The following is a 14,440-nucleotide window of genomic DNA, read 5'->3' on the forward strand; positions in this document are numbered from 1 at the left end:
GGTGCGGGTGCGGCACGGCCGCAGGGCGCACTCGGGAGCCCCTGCACCCAACGTTCGATTCTCCGGTACCGGTAGGACAAACGCCAGCTGGCCACCGTTTGCTGGGTCTGCGTACAAGCCATGATCAAAGCTCCGCGCGTAGATATGGAGGATCGTCCAAATCCCGGGTTTTCGCCCCGGCCGGGGCCGCTCCCGTAGCATTCACGCGGTAGACGCGGCGGACGCCGTGATCGGCGAGGCGAGCGGGAACGGCAGAGGCATGGCGGCGGGATCGACGGCAACAGCGGGCGTGGACAGCGGGCAGCGGCGGGGCGACGAGGACATCGAGGAGATCGACTACGGCCCCGGCCTCGACCCCGAGCGGCTCCGGCTCTGCCTGGAGGTGCTGGCCGAGCTGGACGAGCTGCACGTCGACCACCCGGACGCGATCACCGTCCGGCAGGCCGTCGGCGGGATATTCCGCACCCTCAAGCAGCGCCGCCGCCAGGAGACCCGGGCCCGCAAGACCGCCAACGACCGCGAGGTCACCGCGCGCACCGCGACCGGCGCCCCGAGCCGGATCGACGACGAGACGGCCGGCGCCTTCGGCCTGACCACCGTCACCACCACGGAGATCGCCGGGATCCTGGAGCGCCCCCGCTCCTGCTACATCTGCAAGCAGCGCTACACCGAGGTCGACGCGTTCTACCACAACCTCTGCCAGGGCTGTGCGACCAAGAACCGGGCCCGGCGCGACGCCCGCGCCGACCTGACCGGCAAGCGCGCGCTGCTGACCGGCGGCCGCGCCAAGATCGGCATGTACATCGCGCTGATGCTGCTGCGCGACGGCGCGCACACCACCATCACCACCCGCTTCCCCAACGACGCGATCCGCCGCTTCACCGCGATGCCGGACAGCGCCGAGTGGCTGCACCGGCTGAAGATCGTCGGCATCGACCTGCGCGACCCGGCCCAGGTGATGGCGCTGGCCGACGAGGTCGCGGCGGACGGCCCGCTGGACATCCTGATCAACAACGCCGCGCAGACCGTGCGCCGCCCGCCGGAGTCCTACCGGGAGCTGGTCGCCGCCGAGTCGGCGCCGCTGCCGGCCGGCGAGCTGCCGCAGTCGACCACCATCGGCCGGTTCAACAGCGGCAGCGTCGACCTGCCCGCGCTGCCGCACCAGGCCTCGGACCCCGCCGAGCGGATCTCCGCCGAGGACGTCACCTCGCTCGCCCTGGTCACCGGCTCGGCGACGCCGGAGCGGATCCTGGCCGGGACGGCGATCGACGCCGGCGGCCTGGTCCCGGACCTCGCGGACACCAACAGCTGGGTGCAGACCGTCAACGAGGTCGGCCCGGTGGAGCTGCTGGAGGTCCAGCTCTGCAACTCCACCGCGCCGTTCATCCTGATCAGCCGGCTCCGCCCGGCGATGGCCGCCTCGGCGTCCCGCCGCAAGTACGTGGTCAACGTGTCCGCCATGGAGGGCGTCTTCTCCCGCGGCTACAAGGGCGCCGGCCACCCGCACACCAACATGGCCAAGGCCGCGCTCAACATGCTCACCCGCACCAGCGCGGTGGAGATGTTCCAGACCGACGGCATCCTGATGACCGCCGTCGACACCGGCTGGATCACCGACGAGCGCCCGCACCCGGACAAGATGCGCCTGGCCGACGAGGGCTTCCACGCCCCGCTCGACCTGGTCGACGGCGCGGCCCGGGTCTACGACCCGATCGTGCGCGGCGAGCAGGGCGAGGACCTCTTCGGGTGCTTCCTCAAGGACTTCGAGCGCTCCGCCTGGTAGCCCGTCGCCCGGCCGTGCCCGCCGCACCGTCACCCGTCACCCCGTTCGGAGGAACCGACGTGACCCACGCACCGCTGCTCGGCGCCGGAGTGATCGTGCCCACCGGGGACGGCCGGGTGCTGATCGGCCGTCGCACCACGGCCGGAGAGCCGCCGACCTGGAGCCTGCCCGGCGGCAAGGTCGACGCCGGCGAGTCCTTCGAACGGACGGCCGCGCGCGAACTCGCCGAGGAGACCGGGATCGTGCTCCCCGCCGAGACGATGCGGGTGCTCGCGCTGCTGCTCGACCACGAGCTGGGCCGCCCCCGGCTCACCGCCGCCGTGCTCGCCCCGCCGAGCCTGGCGGAAGCGGTGGTCACCGAGCCGCACGCCTGCGGCGGCTGGGAGCGGGTGCCGCTGGACGCGCTGCCGGAGCCGATGTTCTACCCGTCCGGGCTGGTGCTGGGCGCCTGGCGGGCCGAGCTGGGCTTCGCGCCCCGGCCGGGGACGCGCGCCTACCCCGTCCTGGGCCGACCCGGCGCCGGTCCGCACGGGTGACTCCCCGCACCTGGCAAAGTCGCCCGCCACTTTGCCAAGTGCGGAGCGGCTTTGCCAAGTGGCCGGGACGCACGCACGCGAACCCCGCTCCCCGGTTTCGAGGGGGCGGGGTTCGCGCTTTCCCGGCGGGGCCGGAGGTCAGCCGTTGCGGGCCGCCTCCGGGCCGGTGATCCGCTTCAGCAGCGGCAGCGTGGAGGCGATGATCCCGAGCGAGGACGCCAGCCCGACCAGCACCAGGCCGAAGAAGACTCCGCCGGGCGACACCAGGCCGTAGTCCATCTGCGACTTGAGGAACATCGCGGCCGCGGCGAAGCCCGTCCCGATGGCGAGGGCCGACACCACCAGCAGCGGCAGCGCGCTCTCCAGGCCGATCACCGCCCGCAGCATCCGCAGCGGCGCCCCGGTGAGCCGGAGCATCGCGAACGGCCGGCGCCGGTCGGACAGGCCGGCGACCACACTCACCGCCAGGCTGCAGCCGGCGATCGGCAGGGTGGTGAGCAGCACCACGTCGGCCAGCTGCCGCCAGCCGGCGAGCTGCTGCTGCTGGGTGGAGCCCCAGTCCTGGACCATCCGGGAGTGGTAGTCCGGGAAGGCCCGGCTGAGCACCGTGCGGACGCGCTCCTTCGTGACCGTCGCCCCGTCCGTCGTCACATAGAGGGACTGCACCGGGAGCCGGGCGGCCGCCTCCGCCGTGATCGGCGCGGTCGGCCACTCGGTGGTCTCCTGCGACACCAGGTCCAGGAAGCCGAACGGCTCGACGGCCGCGACCTCGGCGCCGGGGGCGCAGTGGCCGACCACCGGGGCCTGCGCGAGGTCGGAGCAGAGGGCCAGCACGGGCGGGGGGAAGTCCTTCGGCACCGAGGGGTCGCGGGCCAGGCCGTCAGGGTTGGCGTGGGCGACGGCGAGGCCCCGGAAACCGGGCACGGCCCGCACGTCGGCGAGGACCCGGTCCGGGACGGCGTCGGTCATCGGCGGCTCGCCGGACATGGCGCCGTGCTCCACCGCGACCCGGGTCTGCGGATCCCCGCTGAGCACACCGCGGTTGGTGTCGATGGTGCCGATGATGGCGACCGTCGCGGTGGTGACGAACAGGGCCAGGACCAGGCCGGCCACCGAGCGGAACCCGGCCTTGGGGTCGTCGGCGAGCCGGCGCACGGCGATCAGGCTCGCCGGGCGGCTCGTCCGGGCGGCGACCAGGTGGGCCACGGCCATGGTCAGCCACGGGCCGGCGATCACCAGGCCGAGCATGACCACCAGGAAGCCGGTCAGATAGGCGGCGGTCTGGCCGTCGGTGGTCTCCGGGCGGCGGCCGACGAACCAGGCGAGTTCGGCGAGCCCGGCCAGCAGTGGCGCCAACCGCCAGGCGGACGGCGGCTTCGGGGTGGTCCGGCGGCTGACGCCGAGCGGGGAGACGGTGACCCGGCGCAGGGCGAGCCGGGCGGCCACGGCGGCGGCGAGCGGGACGCCGAGCAGCACGGCCGCGCCCTGGACGGCGGTGAGGGTGAGGTCCTCGGTGAAGAAGCGGGCCCCGGTGAACGGGACACCCGCGACCAGCGGGCGCAGCAGCAGGAAGAGTCCGAAGCCGAGGACGGTGCCCGCCACGGCCGCGACGGTCGACTCGACGGCCGCGATCAGGGTGATCTGCCGGGGTGTCGCCCCGACCAGGCGCATCGCGGCGTAGCGCTGCTCGCGGGTGGCGGCGGACAGCCGGGTGGCCGTGCCGATGAAGATCACCACGGGGAAGAGCAGCGCCCCGGCGACCACGGAGAGGATCAGCGTCATGGCGTCGCCGCGCACGCCGCTCTCCGGGCAGTCGCCCTGGCAGGCCGGGAGCCGGTCGGCGATGGTGGTGATCGTCCGGGCGCCGGGGCGGGCCGCGAGGGCCGTCCGGTCCTGGCCGTCGACCAGGACCAGGGAGTCCGGGGAGGCGAGCGCGGCCTTGCCGATCTCTCCGACGAGCCGGCCCGGGAACCGGTCGGCCAGTTGGTCGGCCGGCGTCCCGCGGATCAGTTTCGCGAGGGCGGGCGAGGCGTAGTACTCGCCCGCCGCCGGGAGCTTCGCCAGGCCCGGCGGGACCGGCGAGGTCGGACCGGTGGCGGCGACCTCGATGAACAGCAGCCGCTTGCCGTCGTAGAACTCGGGGCCGTGGTCGCGCCACCAGAGCGGGTCCACGGCGGCGCTCTCGGTGCGGCTCTTGGCGCCGCTGTTGGCCCAGAGCACGCGTTCGTTGGTGGCCCCGACGGCGTTGACGGCGGCGAGGGTGGAGAGCAGCAGGCCGACGCCGACGGCGGTGGCGGCGGTGATGGTGAGCAGCCGGGCGACGGCCTGGCGGCCGCCGCTGACGGCGAGGCGCAGTGCGAAGGAGATCACGGGGCGACCCGCTCCGCCGTGCCCGGCGCGTACCCGGCGGAGAGCGTCCGGGCCCGGCCGTCCCGGACCACGGCCTCGCGGTCGGCGTAGGCGGCGACCCGGGGCTCGTGGGTGACCAGGACGACGGTGGTGCCCTGTTCGCGGGCGGCGCCGACCATCAGCTCCATGACCTGCTCGCCGGTGAGCGAGTCCAGCGCGCCGGTCGGCTCGTCGGCGAACAGCACCCGGGGGCGGGTGACCAGGCCGCGGGCGAGCGCGACCCGCTGGGCCTGGCCGCCGGAGAGTTCGCCGGAGCGGCGGCCACCGAGGCCGTCGAGGCCGAGCCGGGCGAACCAGGGGCGGGCCTCGGCGAGGGCGGCGGACCGGCGGACGCCGCCGAGCAGCAGCGGCAGGGCGATGTTCTCCTCGGCCGTCAGTTCCGGGACGAGCTGGCCGAACTGGAACACGAAGCCGAAGGCGTCGCGTCGTAACGCGCTGCGCCGGTTCTCGTCCAGCCGGTCGATCCGCTGGCCGTCGAAGTGCACCTCGCCCGCGTCGGGGACGAGGATGCCGGCCAGGCAGTGCAGCAGGGTGGACTTGCCGGAGCCGCTGGCGCCCATCACGGCGAGCACCTCCCCGGCCTCGGCGGCCAGGCTGGCGCCGCGCAGGGCCGGGGTCTCGCCGAAGGCGAGTTCGACGTCGCGGGCTTCTATCAGGGGGCTCATGCGCGTACCTCCGCGGCGAGGGCGTCCAGACGGGCGGTGGTCAGGTCGATCCAGCGGAGGTCCGCCTCCAGGTGGAAGAGGCCGTGGTCGGCGAGCAGCGCGTCCACCAGCGGGCCGGTGCGGCGCAGTTCGGTGAGCTCGCGCATCCGGCGCAGGTGGGCGGCGCGCTGGGTGTCGAGGTACGCCTCGGCGTCGCGACCGAGCAGCAGGGCGAGCACGACCTTGGTGAACAGCACCGACTGGAGGGTGGGTTCGGGGGCGACGGGCTCGCCGAGCCAGTGCTCGAACTCGGTCACCCCGGCCTCGGTGATGACGTAGCGCTTGCGTTCGGGCCCGTCGCCGGGCTCGGCCTCGCCGGCGACGACCTTGCCGTCCCGGGCCAGTCGGCCGAGCGTGGAATAGACCTGACCGTACGGCAGGGGCTTGCCGCGCCCGAAGAAGGCGTCGTAGTCGCGCTTGAGGTCGTAGCCGTGGCTCGGCTCGCGCTCCAGCAGCCCGAGAAGGGTGAGGGGAACACTCATGGGAGGAACATACACCAGGGATATACACCGAGTGTATAGCTCGCGAGAATACGGCGCTGAGCTGGCAGAACGTCGTTTCTCCCCGGCTTTCGCCCGGCCGTCGCCCGGCTGTCGTCCGTCCGTCGCCCGGCTGTCTCCCGGCCCGCGCCGGTCCTGGAACGCCGCGAGCGGGGGACGGCCCCAAACCCCGTCCCCCGCCCTGCACGGCGGTCCGGCGAGCCCCCACAGCGGGCCGGACCACCGCGCCCCCGGCACGGAGGGCGCGGCCGGTGCCAGCCTGCCCCCTCGACCCCCGGCCCGCCGAGGGCCGAACGTCCCGGCTCCGGCTCGAAGGTCCCGGTCCCGGCGCGAACGCCCCCGCCCCGGCACGAACGTCCCGGCCCCCGGAGCCCGACCGGGGCCGGGAGTCCCGCACCCCGGCCGCCCTACCGACTCTTGTGCCCGGGGGCGGTGCCGGGGGAAATTGGAGTCCGACGGGGCCCACGCACGCCAACCGCCGTGAGGAGCACGCATCGTGTCCAGGACACCCCGCCCGGCCCGCACCGCGCCGCCGCCCCGGCGGGCCGGCCGCGCGCTGCGCCTCGCCCTCGGCCGCCGCCGCACCGTCCGGGCCCGCGAACCCCTCGCCCGCCCGGTCGACCGCGCTCGCAGCCGCGCCTGGCTCGCCGCCGGCCTCGCCCTGGTCCTCGGCCTGGCCGGGGTCGCCGCCGCCGCCGTCCTCGGCCACCGCGCCGCCGGGCGCACCGCCGAGGCCGACCGCGGCCGGCTGCACCGCACCGAGGCACTCGTCCTCGGCCGGCTCCGTGCCGAGGACACCGGCGCCGGGCGGTGGAGCGGCGGCTACGAGAAGCGGGTCGACACCTCGGTCTCCTGGACCTCCCCCGACGGCCTGGCCCGCACCGGCACCGTCGAGGTCCCGCGCAGCGCCGCCACCGGATCCACCGTCACCCTCTGGGTCGACGACGACGGGCGGCCCGCCACTCCCCCGGCCTCCGCGGTCGGCCTGGTGGTGGGGACGGTCTGCACCGGCCTGGCCGGCACGGCCGCCCTGGCCGCCCTGATCGGCGGCCTGCTCGCCCTGCGGCTGCGCGCCCTCGACCGGCGGGCCGCCCGCGACTGGGAACGCTCCTGGGCCCACTGGGAGCCCCGCTGGTCCGGCCGCGCCAGCCAGCCGCAGGACGACTGACAGCGCCCCGGGCACCGAACACCCTCGAACACCCGATGGAGACACCCTTGTCCGCCACACCCCTGTTCAGCACCGAACGGCTGACCGCCCGCCTCTGGCAGCAGGCCGACGCCGCGCGCGCGTTCGACACCTACTCCCGCTGGGAGGTCGCCCGCTGGCTGGGCGCGACCCCGAAGGCCCTGGAGTCGCCCGCCGAGGTACCGGCCGTGATCGACCGCTGGCGGCAGCGCTCGGCCGACCCCCGCTACGGGATCTGGGCCCTGGAGCGCAAGGACACCGGCGTGGTGGCCGGCTCGGTGATCCTGATCCCGCTGCCCGACGAGGACGGCACCGGCCGCGGCGAGATCGAGGTCGGCTGGCACCTGCACCCCGACTCCTGGGGCCACGGCTTCGCCACCGAGGCCGCCCGCGCCGCCCTCGCCAAGGGCTTCGCCGACGGCCTCACCGAGATCCACGCCGTGGTCCGCCCCGGCAACGACCGCTCCGCCGCGGTCTGCCGCCGCCTCGGCATGACCCCGCAGGGCCGCACCACCCGCTGGTACGGCGCCGAGTTCGACGCCTTCCTCGCCACCCGCCCCTGAGCCCCGGCCGGCACCCCCGGCGAGCCGGCCGGTCAGCGGGCGGGGTCGGGGTGGGTCCAGGGGGCGGCGGGGTGGCCGGAGGCGTGGTGGGTGAGGGCGGCGACGGCGAGGAGGAGGGCGAGGGCGGCGGCGAGGGCGACCGGGACGGCGGCGTGCAGGACGAGCACGGCGCCGAGCAGGGCGCCCGCGAACATCCAGGCGGCCGACGCCAGTCGGCGGGGTCCGGCGCGATCGGCGGCCAGGGCGGTGAGGGTCATCGTCAGCACGGTGGTGGTCAGGTCCGGCACCTTGAGCGCGCGGACCACCGCGTTCTGCAGGCCCATCGCGCCGCCCAGCACGCCGATCAGGGTGTAGCGGACCGGGTCGGCGGTGTGGCCGAGGGTCGCGGCCAGGACGGTGCATGCGGCGAGCAGCACGGACTGCGCGGCGGCGGTGGCCACCAGCAGCCGGCCGCGGTGGCCGGGCCGCCGTTCGGCGAGGCGCCCGCCCGCCAGCGAACCGGCCAGGAAGGCGGCGAGGGCGGCGAGCGAGGCGGTCGCGGAGAGGCCGGGCGCGCCGACCAGCGCGAAGCCGAGGAAGACCACGTTGCCGGTCATGTTGGCGACGAAGACGTGTCCGAGGGCGAGGTAGCTCACGGCGTCGACCAGTCCGGTGACCACGGTGAGCACCAGCAGCATCGCCACCAGCGGCCCGTGCCGGGGGTCGCGCATCCCGTTCCTCCTGCCCGTCGTCACCCACGGGCAGCCTAACCGGGACGGGCCGGTGGGGCCCGGCGCACGCGCGTCGGGCCCCACCGGGCGGAGCGTCCGTCAGACGGCGAGCGCCGGACGGTGGTGGTCCAGCCAGAGCGCGAGGTCGACGACGCGCTCCAGCCGGAGCCGGTGGCCCCACTCCAGCTGGTCGGCCGGCGTGTCCAGGCTGGCCTTGATCACCGTCTCGTCGGCGATGTCGCGCACGTGCGGTGCGTCCAGCGCCTCGCGGGCGAGCCGCTGGAGCCCGCTGTTGTAGTCGGCGTGGTGGGTCGCCGGGTAGTGGTTCTTGGGGCGCCACAGCACCGAGTCCGGGGCGATTCCCTGGCCGGCCGCGCGCAGCAGGCTCTTCTCCCGGCCGTCGTAGCTCTTCATCGCCCAGGGGGTGTTGAACGCGTACTCGACCAGCCGGTGGTCGCAGTACGGCACCCGCACCTCCAGGCCCTGGGCCATCGAGAGGCGGTCCTTGCGGTGCAGCAGCTGGCGCAGCCAGCGGGTCATCGACAGGTGCTGCATCTCGCGCTGGCGGTGCTCCTCGGGGCTCTCGCCGTCCGCGTGCGGGACGGCGGCCAGCGCGCTGCGGTAGGTGTCGTCGCGGAACTCGGCGATCCGCAGGTGGGCGGCGAGGTCCGGGTTGATCGGCATGGCCGCCTCGTCGCCGGTGACGAGCAGCCAGGGGAAGGTCTGCGCGGCGAGCGCCTTGGGGTTGTGGAACCACGGGTAGCCGCCGAACACCTCGTCGGCCGCCTCGCCGGAGAGCGCGACGGTGGAGTGCTTGCGGATCTCGCCGAACAGCAGGTAGAGCGAGGTGTCCATGTCGCCGACGCCGATCGGCGAGTCCCGGGAGACGACGACGGCGCGGCGGTGCTCCAGGTCCAGCAGGGTGCGCGGGTCGAGCACCACGGTGGAGTGGTCGCTGCCGATGAACGCCCCGGCCTCGGCGGCGAACGGGGTGTCGTGGCCGGTGCGCAGCACGTCGCCGGTGAACTGCTCGGCCTGGTCGCTGTAGTCGACGGCGTAGGAGCGCAGCTTGGCCTCGGGGCCCTCCTGGAGGCGCAGTTCGTCGGCGACCAGGGCGGTGACGATGGTCGAGTCCAGGCCGCCGGAGAGCAGGCTGCAGAGCGGGACGTCGGCCTCCAGCTGGGCGCGGGCGGCGAGGTTGACGAGCTCGCCGATCCGCTCCTTGGTGGCGTCGAGGTCGTCGGTGTGCGGGCGGGCGGTGAGCTCCCAGTAGCGGGTCTCGCGGACGCCGTTGCGGTCCAGGACGAGCAGGGCGCCGGGGTGGACCTCGCGGACGCCGGCCCAGACCGTGGGGCCGGTGTTGAAGAGCAGGCTGTAGGCCTCGCGCAGGCCGTCGGCGTCCACCGTGGGGGTGATCTCCGGGTGGGCGAAGAGCGCCTTGGGCTCGGAGCCGAAGGCGACGCCGCCGTCGATCTCGGCCCAGAACAGCGGCTTGACGCCGAGCCGGTCGCGGACCAGCAGCAGGCGCTGCTCGCGCTCGTCCCAGACGGCGAAGGCGTACATGCCCTCCAGCCGCTCGACGAGGGCGTCGCCCCACTCCTGGTAGGCGCGGAGCACCACCTCGGTGTCGCTGCGGGTCTCGAAGCGGTGACCCTTGGCGCGGAGTTCGGCGCGCAGCTGGTGGTGGTTGTAGACCTCGCCGCTGTAGGTGAGGACGACGCCGGGCTCGTCCCGGCGGTCGGGCATCGGCTGGGCGCCGCCGTCGATGTCGATGACGGCGAGGCGGCGGTGGCCGAGGGCGGCGTGGCGGCCGAGCCAGACACCGCCGGCGTCGGGGCCGCGCAGGGTCATGGTGGCGGTCATCGCCTCGATGACGGGGGCGCTGTGGCGGACGTCCTGGTGGAAGGACACCCAGCCGGTGATTCCGCACATGCGCGAGCACTCCTTGGGCGAGCTTGGGCAACGAGCTTGGACGAGCTTGGGCGAGCAGACGATCGGACCGGGACTCGGGCGAGCAGACGATCGGATCCGGACCACCAGTCGGGCGAAGGCCGGTGGTGGTTCCACGGATTCGGACACATTTCCGGCCATGTGCTGGCGACACCGGCATTTTGAACACGTTCAGGTCGACCGCTAGGGTGCGCACGACCAATCGTTTCGAGGGGGAACAACGATGAGGATCGTCATACCCGGCGGGACCGGCCACATCGGGCGCGTCCTGGACCGCGCGCTCACCGCCGACGGCCACGAGGTCGTGGTGCTGACCCGCCGGCCCCGGCGCGACCAGGAGATCTTCTGGGACGGCCGCTCGCTGGGCCGCTGGACCGCCGCGATCGACGGCGCCGACGCCGTCGTCAACCTCGCCGGGCGCAGCGTCGACTGCCGCTACACCGAGGAGAACCTGCGCGACATGATGGAGTCCCGGGTGCACTCCACCCGGGCCGTCGGCCGCGCGATCGCGGGCGCCCGGCGCCCGCCCCGGGTCTGGCTGCAGATGAGCACCGCCACCATCTACGCCCACACCTACGGCGCCCCGCACGACGAGGACACCGGTGTGATCGGCGGCGAGGAGCCCGGCGTGCCCGCGTACTGGGAGCGCAGCGTCCGGATCGCCCGCGCCTGGGAGCGCGAGCAGACCGAGGCGGCCACCCCGCACACCCGGCGGGTCGCGCTGCGCTGCGCGATGGTGATGAGCCCGGAGCCGGGCGGCGCCTTCGACCAGCTGCTGCGGCTGGCCAGGACCGGCCTGGGCGGGTCGGTCGACGGCGGCGCCCAGTACCTGTCGTGGATCCACGACCGGGACCTGGTCCGCTCGGTCCGCTTCCTGATCGACCGGGAGGACATCGCCGGACCGGTCAACCTGGCCGCGCCGACGCCGGTGCCGCAGCGGGTGTTCATGCGCACGATCCGGCGGGCCAAGGGCATCCCGGTGGGGCTGCCGGCCACCCGGTGGATGGCCGAAGTGGGCGCGTTCGCGCTCCGCTCGGACACCGAACTGCTGCTGAAGAGCCGGGCGGTGGCCCCGGGGCGGCTGCTGGCGGCCGGGTTCGGCTTCGAGCACCCGCACTGGCCCGCGGCGGCCACCGACCTGCTCCGGCGGATGCGCCGCTGAGCTCCGAGCTCTGAGCGCGGGGCCGGGGCCGGGGCCCGGGCCCCGCGGCGGGGCGCGGCCGTACGATGGGCGGGCGCCGGGCACCGGGACAGGGGACCCGGGACGGAACGGCGGAGGAGCGGACGGGTGCTGCGCGGACTGGGCGATCTGGAGGCCGAGATCATGGACCGGCTCTGGTCCTGGGGCCGCCCGGCCACCGTGCGCGAGATCGTCGACGACCTGCGGCGGCAGCGCCCCGTCGCGTACACCACCGTCAACACCGTCGCCGACATCCTGCACGGCAAGGAGTGGCTGCGGCGGAGCAAGGTCGGCCGGGCCTGGGTCTACGAGCCGACCTGCACCCGGGAGTCGTACACCGCGCAGCTGATGCACCAGGCCCTGGAGACCAGCCCGGACCGCGCCGGGGCCCTGCTGCACTTCGTCGACCGGATCAGCGGTGACGAGGCGACGGCCCTGCTCGCCGCCCTGGAGCAGGTCAAGGCGCGGGACGACGACCGGTGACCCTGGCCCTGCTGGCGCTCCACCTGCTCCTGGTCGGTGTCCTGCTCCCGCGGCGGCTGGCGGGCTCGCCGCGGCTCCAGGCCCGGCCGGCCCTCGGCGCGGCCGTCTGGCTCGCGCTGATGGCCTCCTTCGGGACCGGGCTGCTGCTGGCCGCGCACCACCTGCTGGCACCGCTCGGGCACGAGCCGGCCGGCCTCGTCGGCCTGCTCCCGCACCTGGAACCGGCCGTCGCGCCGCACGCCCACGACTGGTGGGCCCCGGCCGCGGCCGGCGGCGCGGTCGCGGCGGTCACCGCCGTGCTCGCCGCGCGGGCCGCCCGGGCCCGGCGGCGGCACCGGGAGACGCTCGACCTGGTGGCCACCCGGGACCGGGCGCGCCGACTGCTCGTCCTGGAGGACCCCCGCCCCGCCGTCTACTGCCTGCCCGGCCGCCGGGCCCGGGTGGTGGCCACCCGGGGCGCCGTCGAGCTGCTGGACGAGCGCGGGCTCGCCGCCGCCGTCGCCCACGAGTACGGGCACCTGCGCGGCCGCCACCACCTGGTGCTGCTCGCCGCCGACACCTTCGCCCTCCTTCTCGGCCGGCTCCCGCTGGCCCGGCTCGGGCGGGCCGAGGTGGCGCTGCTGCTGGAGATGGCGGCCGACGACGCCGCGCTCGCCCGGGTGACCCCCGGTGAACTCGCGGGCGCGCTCTGCGCCCTGGCCACCGCCGGGGCCGGACCGGGACCGGCCGGCCTCGCCGCCGCGTCCACCGGCGTGCTCGCCCGCGTCCAGCGGCTCGCCCGCACTCCCGCGCCCCCGGCCCCCGCCTACCGCCTGGCCGCCCTCGCCGCCCCGCTCCTCCCCTACCTGCTGGCCTGCGCCCCGCACCCGTAGCACCGGGAGTGCGCCCGCGCCCTAGGGTGACCGCATGAATCTCACGGGTTTCCCCTTCACCGCCACCGACTGGGACCAGGTCGACGAGGAGCGCAAGCCGGGCGAGCGCGGAGAAGTGACCAGCCGCGTGCGGCAGTTCGGCGACGTCCGGGTCCGGCGGGTCGACTACAGTCCCGGCTACGTCGCGGACCACTGGTGCCGCAAGGGGCACGTGCTGTACGTCCTGGAGGGCGAGCTCGTGACCACGCTCGACGACGGCCGCGTCGTGGTCACCGGCCGGGGCGGCAGTTACCAGGTGGCCGACGACGCGGAGGCCCACCGCTCCAGCGCACCCAACGGCGCCAGCCTGCTGATCGTCGACTGAGACCGGCAGGAGCCCCGGCCGGTGCGCCGGTCAGGGCCGGACGGTGCCTGTGCCGGTCAGGGCCGGACGGCGCCGACGTACGGCATGGCGTCGATCGGGAGGACCTCCACGTTCTTCCCCGTGCGCGGGGCGTGAATCATCTTCCCGTCGCCGATGTAGAGGCCGACGTGGTGCAGGTCGCCGTAGAAGAAGACCAGGTCGCCCGGCTGGAGGTCGGCGCGGGCGATGCGGGAGCCGGCGTTCCACTGGGACTGGGAGACGCGCGGCAGCTGCACGCCGGCCGCGCGGTAGGCGGCGCCGGTGAGGCCGGAGCAGTCGTAGCCGGACGGGCCGGTGGCGCCCCAGACGTACGGCTTGCCGAGCTGGGAGTAGGCGAACTGGACCACGGCCGCGGCCCGTCCGGAAACGGGGCCGGTGAAGGCGGGCCGCTCGGCGGCGGAGCGGGAGGCGCGGGTGGCGGCGGCCTCCTGGGCGTTGACCTTGGCCCGGTCGGCGGCACTCAACTTGTTGAGCAGCGCCTGGGCCTTGGCCAGCTTGTCCTGGACCGCCTTCTTCTCGCCCGCGAGCGCGGTGGCAGCCTGGTCGAGCTGGGCGAGGGTGGCGGTCGCCTCGGCGCGGTCCTGGTCGAGCCGGCGCTGCTCGGCCAGGGCCTGGCGCAGCAGGGCCGCCTGCGAGTCGACGACCTGGTTCTGGGCGGAGGCCCGGGCCAGGTAGGCGCCGGGGTCGGAGTCGAGCATCAGTTGGACGGACGGGTCGATGCCGCCGTTGCGGTACTGGTCGGCCGCGATGCCGCCGAGCTGGGTGCGCAGCTCGTTCATCGCGTCCTGCCCCCGGGCCACCTTCTCCTGGATCCGGCCCGCCTCGCCCTGGAGCTTCTGCTGCTTCTCCTGGAAGCCGTTGTAGCGCTCGATCGACTGCTCGGCCTCCTCGTTGAGCCGGTCGACCTCCTCCTTCACGGCGGCGAGGCCCGGCGTCGGCTCGGCCTGGGCGGGCCCGGCGGTGAGGACGACGCCACCGGCCATCGCGGTCGTGAGGACGGCCAGACGGGCCCGGCCGGGCGGGCTGGGCTTGCGGCGCTTTCCCATGCTGGCGGTCTCCTGGCGGCGAGAAGGGGTGGAGCTCGGACCGTAGGGGCCGTCAAGGACCGAACGGGGTGAACACGGGCGGGTGAAAGGGCAGGCCGGCGTGCGCCGGGGGTGC

The 14,440-nt window shown here is 75.1% G+C and carries 14 protein-coding genes; 8 read left to right on the forward strand and 6 right to left on the reverse strand.

The features are described from left to right. Positions 1–259 precede the first annotated feature (259 nt). On the forward strand, positions 260–1,783 hold the full coding sequence (locus tag ACW14Y_RS08490; protein ID WP_380306197.1) for an SDR family NAD(P)-dependent oxidoreductase: 1,524 nt from the start codon (positions 260–262) through the stop codon (positions 1,781–1,783). 59 nt (positions 1,784–1,842) lie between these two features. Next, entirely contained in the window at positions 1,843–2,319 is a 477-nt protein-coding gene (locus ACW14Y_RS08495) for a nucleotide triphosphate diphosphatase NUDT15 (protein ID WP_456986395.1), read from the forward strand. A 138-nt stretch (positions 2,320–2,457) separates the two neighbouring features. On the opposite strand, the gene ACW14Y_RS08500 is transcribed toward ACW14Y_RS08495, so the two are convergent. From ACW14Y_RS08500 to ACW14Y_RS08510, 3 genes are read right to left on the reverse strand one after another with little or no spacing between them, the layout of a single operon-like run. Continuing rightward, positions 2,458–4,689 carry an FtsX-like permease family protein gene (locus ACW14Y_RS08500; RefSeq protein WP_456986396.1) on the reverse strand — a complete coding sequence of 744 codons (2,232 nt, stop codon included), beginning with the start codon at positions 4,687–4,689 and terminating at the stop codon, positions 2,458–2,460. Further along, the gene (locus ACW14Y_RS08505; protein WP_380306203.1) at positions 4,686–5,393 is read right to left on the reverse strand and encodes an ABC transporter ATP-binding protein; all 708 of its coding nucleotides are present in this window, start codon (positions 5,391–5,393) and stop codon (positions 4,686–4,688) included. Before ACW14Y_RS08505 ends, ACW14Y_RS08500 begins: the two co-directional genes overlap by 4 nt. Then, positions 5,390–5,914: a PadR family transcriptional regulator gene (locus ACW14Y_RS08510; RefSeq protein ID WP_030396397.1), complete on the reverse strand. Its 525-nt coding sequence runs from the start codon at positions 5,912–5,914 to the stop codon at positions 5,390–5,392. Before ACW14Y_RS08510 ends, ACW14Y_RS08505 begins: the two co-directional genes overlap by 4 nt. 514 nt (positions 5,915–6,428) lie before the next feature. Here ACW14Y_RS08510 and ACW14Y_RS08515 point away from each other — a divergent pair. Both ACW14Y_RS08515 and ACW14Y_RS08520 read left to right on the forward strand, forming a co-directional pair. Beyond that, positions 6,429–7,100 (forward strand): Rv1733c family protein, encoded by a 672-nt coding sequence (locus tag ACW14Y_RS08515; protein WP_456986397.1) that lies wholly within the window; start codon positions 6,429–6,431, stop codon positions 7,098–7,100. Between the two features lie 47 nt (positions 7,101–7,147). Next, a complete protein-coding gene (locus ACW14Y_RS08520) occupies positions 7,148–7,681 on the forward strand; it encodes a GNAT family N-acetyltransferase (protein WP_380390541.1) in 534 nt (177 codons plus the stop codon). Positions 7,682–7,713: 32 nt separating this feature from the next. Here the strand turns inward: ACW14Y_RS08520 and ACW14Y_RS08525 are convergent, their stop codons facing one another. Both ACW14Y_RS08525 and asnB read right to left on the reverse strand, forming a co-directional pair. Further along, a complete protein-coding gene (locus ACW14Y_RS08525) occupies positions 7,714–8,391 on the reverse strand; it encodes a YoaK family protein (protein ID WP_380442793.1) in 678 nt (225 codons plus the stop codon). Between the two features lie 99 nt (positions 8,392–8,490). Beyond that, on the reverse strand, positions 8,491–10,323 hold the full coding sequence (asnB, locus tag ACW14Y_RS08530; protein WP_380306211.1) for an asparagine synthase (glutamine-hydrolyzing): 1,833 nt from the start codon (positions 10,321–10,323) through the stop codon (positions 8,491–8,493). Positions 10,324–10,564: 241 nt separating this feature from the next. Here asnB and ACW14Y_RS08535 point away from each other — a divergent pair, with 241 nt between their 5' ends. The 4 genes from ACW14Y_RS08535 to ACW14Y_RS08550 all read left to right on the forward strand — a co-directional run bounded on the left by ACW14Y_RS08535 (position 10,565) and on the right by ACW14Y_RS08550 (position 13,240). Continuing rightward, positions 10,565–11,503, forward strand: coding sequence for a TIGR01777 family oxidoreductase (locus ACW14Y_RS08535; protein WP_380306213.1), 939 nt, complete (start codon positions 10,565–10,567; stop codon positions 11,501–11,503). A 129-nt stretch (positions 11,504–11,632) separates the two neighbouring features. Further along, a complete protein-coding gene (locus tag ACW14Y_RS08540; RefSeq protein ID WP_340632822.1) occupies positions 11,633–12,004 on the forward strand; it encodes a BlaI/MecI/CopY family transcriptional regulator in 372 nt (123 codons plus the stop codon). Then, a complete protein-coding gene (locus ACW14Y_RS08545; protein WP_456986398.1) occupies positions 12,001–12,876 on the forward strand; it encodes a M56 family metallopeptidase in 876 nt (291 codons plus the stop codon). Before ACW14Y_RS08540 ends, ACW14Y_RS08545 begins: the two co-directional genes overlap by 4 nt. Positions 12,877–12,910: 34 nt before the next feature. Continuing rightward, entirely contained in the window at positions 12,911–13,240 is a 330-nt protein-coding gene (locus ACW14Y_RS08550) for a DHCW motif cupin fold protein (RefSeq protein WP_380306217.1), read from the forward strand. 56 nt (positions 13,241–13,296) lie between these two features. Here ACW14Y_RS08550 and ACW14Y_RS08555 read toward each other — a convergent pair whose 3' ends face one another. Next, the gene (locus ACW14Y_RS08555; RefSeq protein WP_380390536.1) at positions 13,297–14,325 is read right to left on the reverse strand and encodes a C40 family peptidase; all 1,029 of its coding nucleotides are present in this window, start codon (positions 14,323–14,325) and stop codon (positions 13,297–13,299) included. Between the last annotated feature and the right edge of the window lie 115 nt (positions 14,326–14,440).

Source organism: Kitasatospora sp. cg17-2 (genome assembly GCF_054031055.1).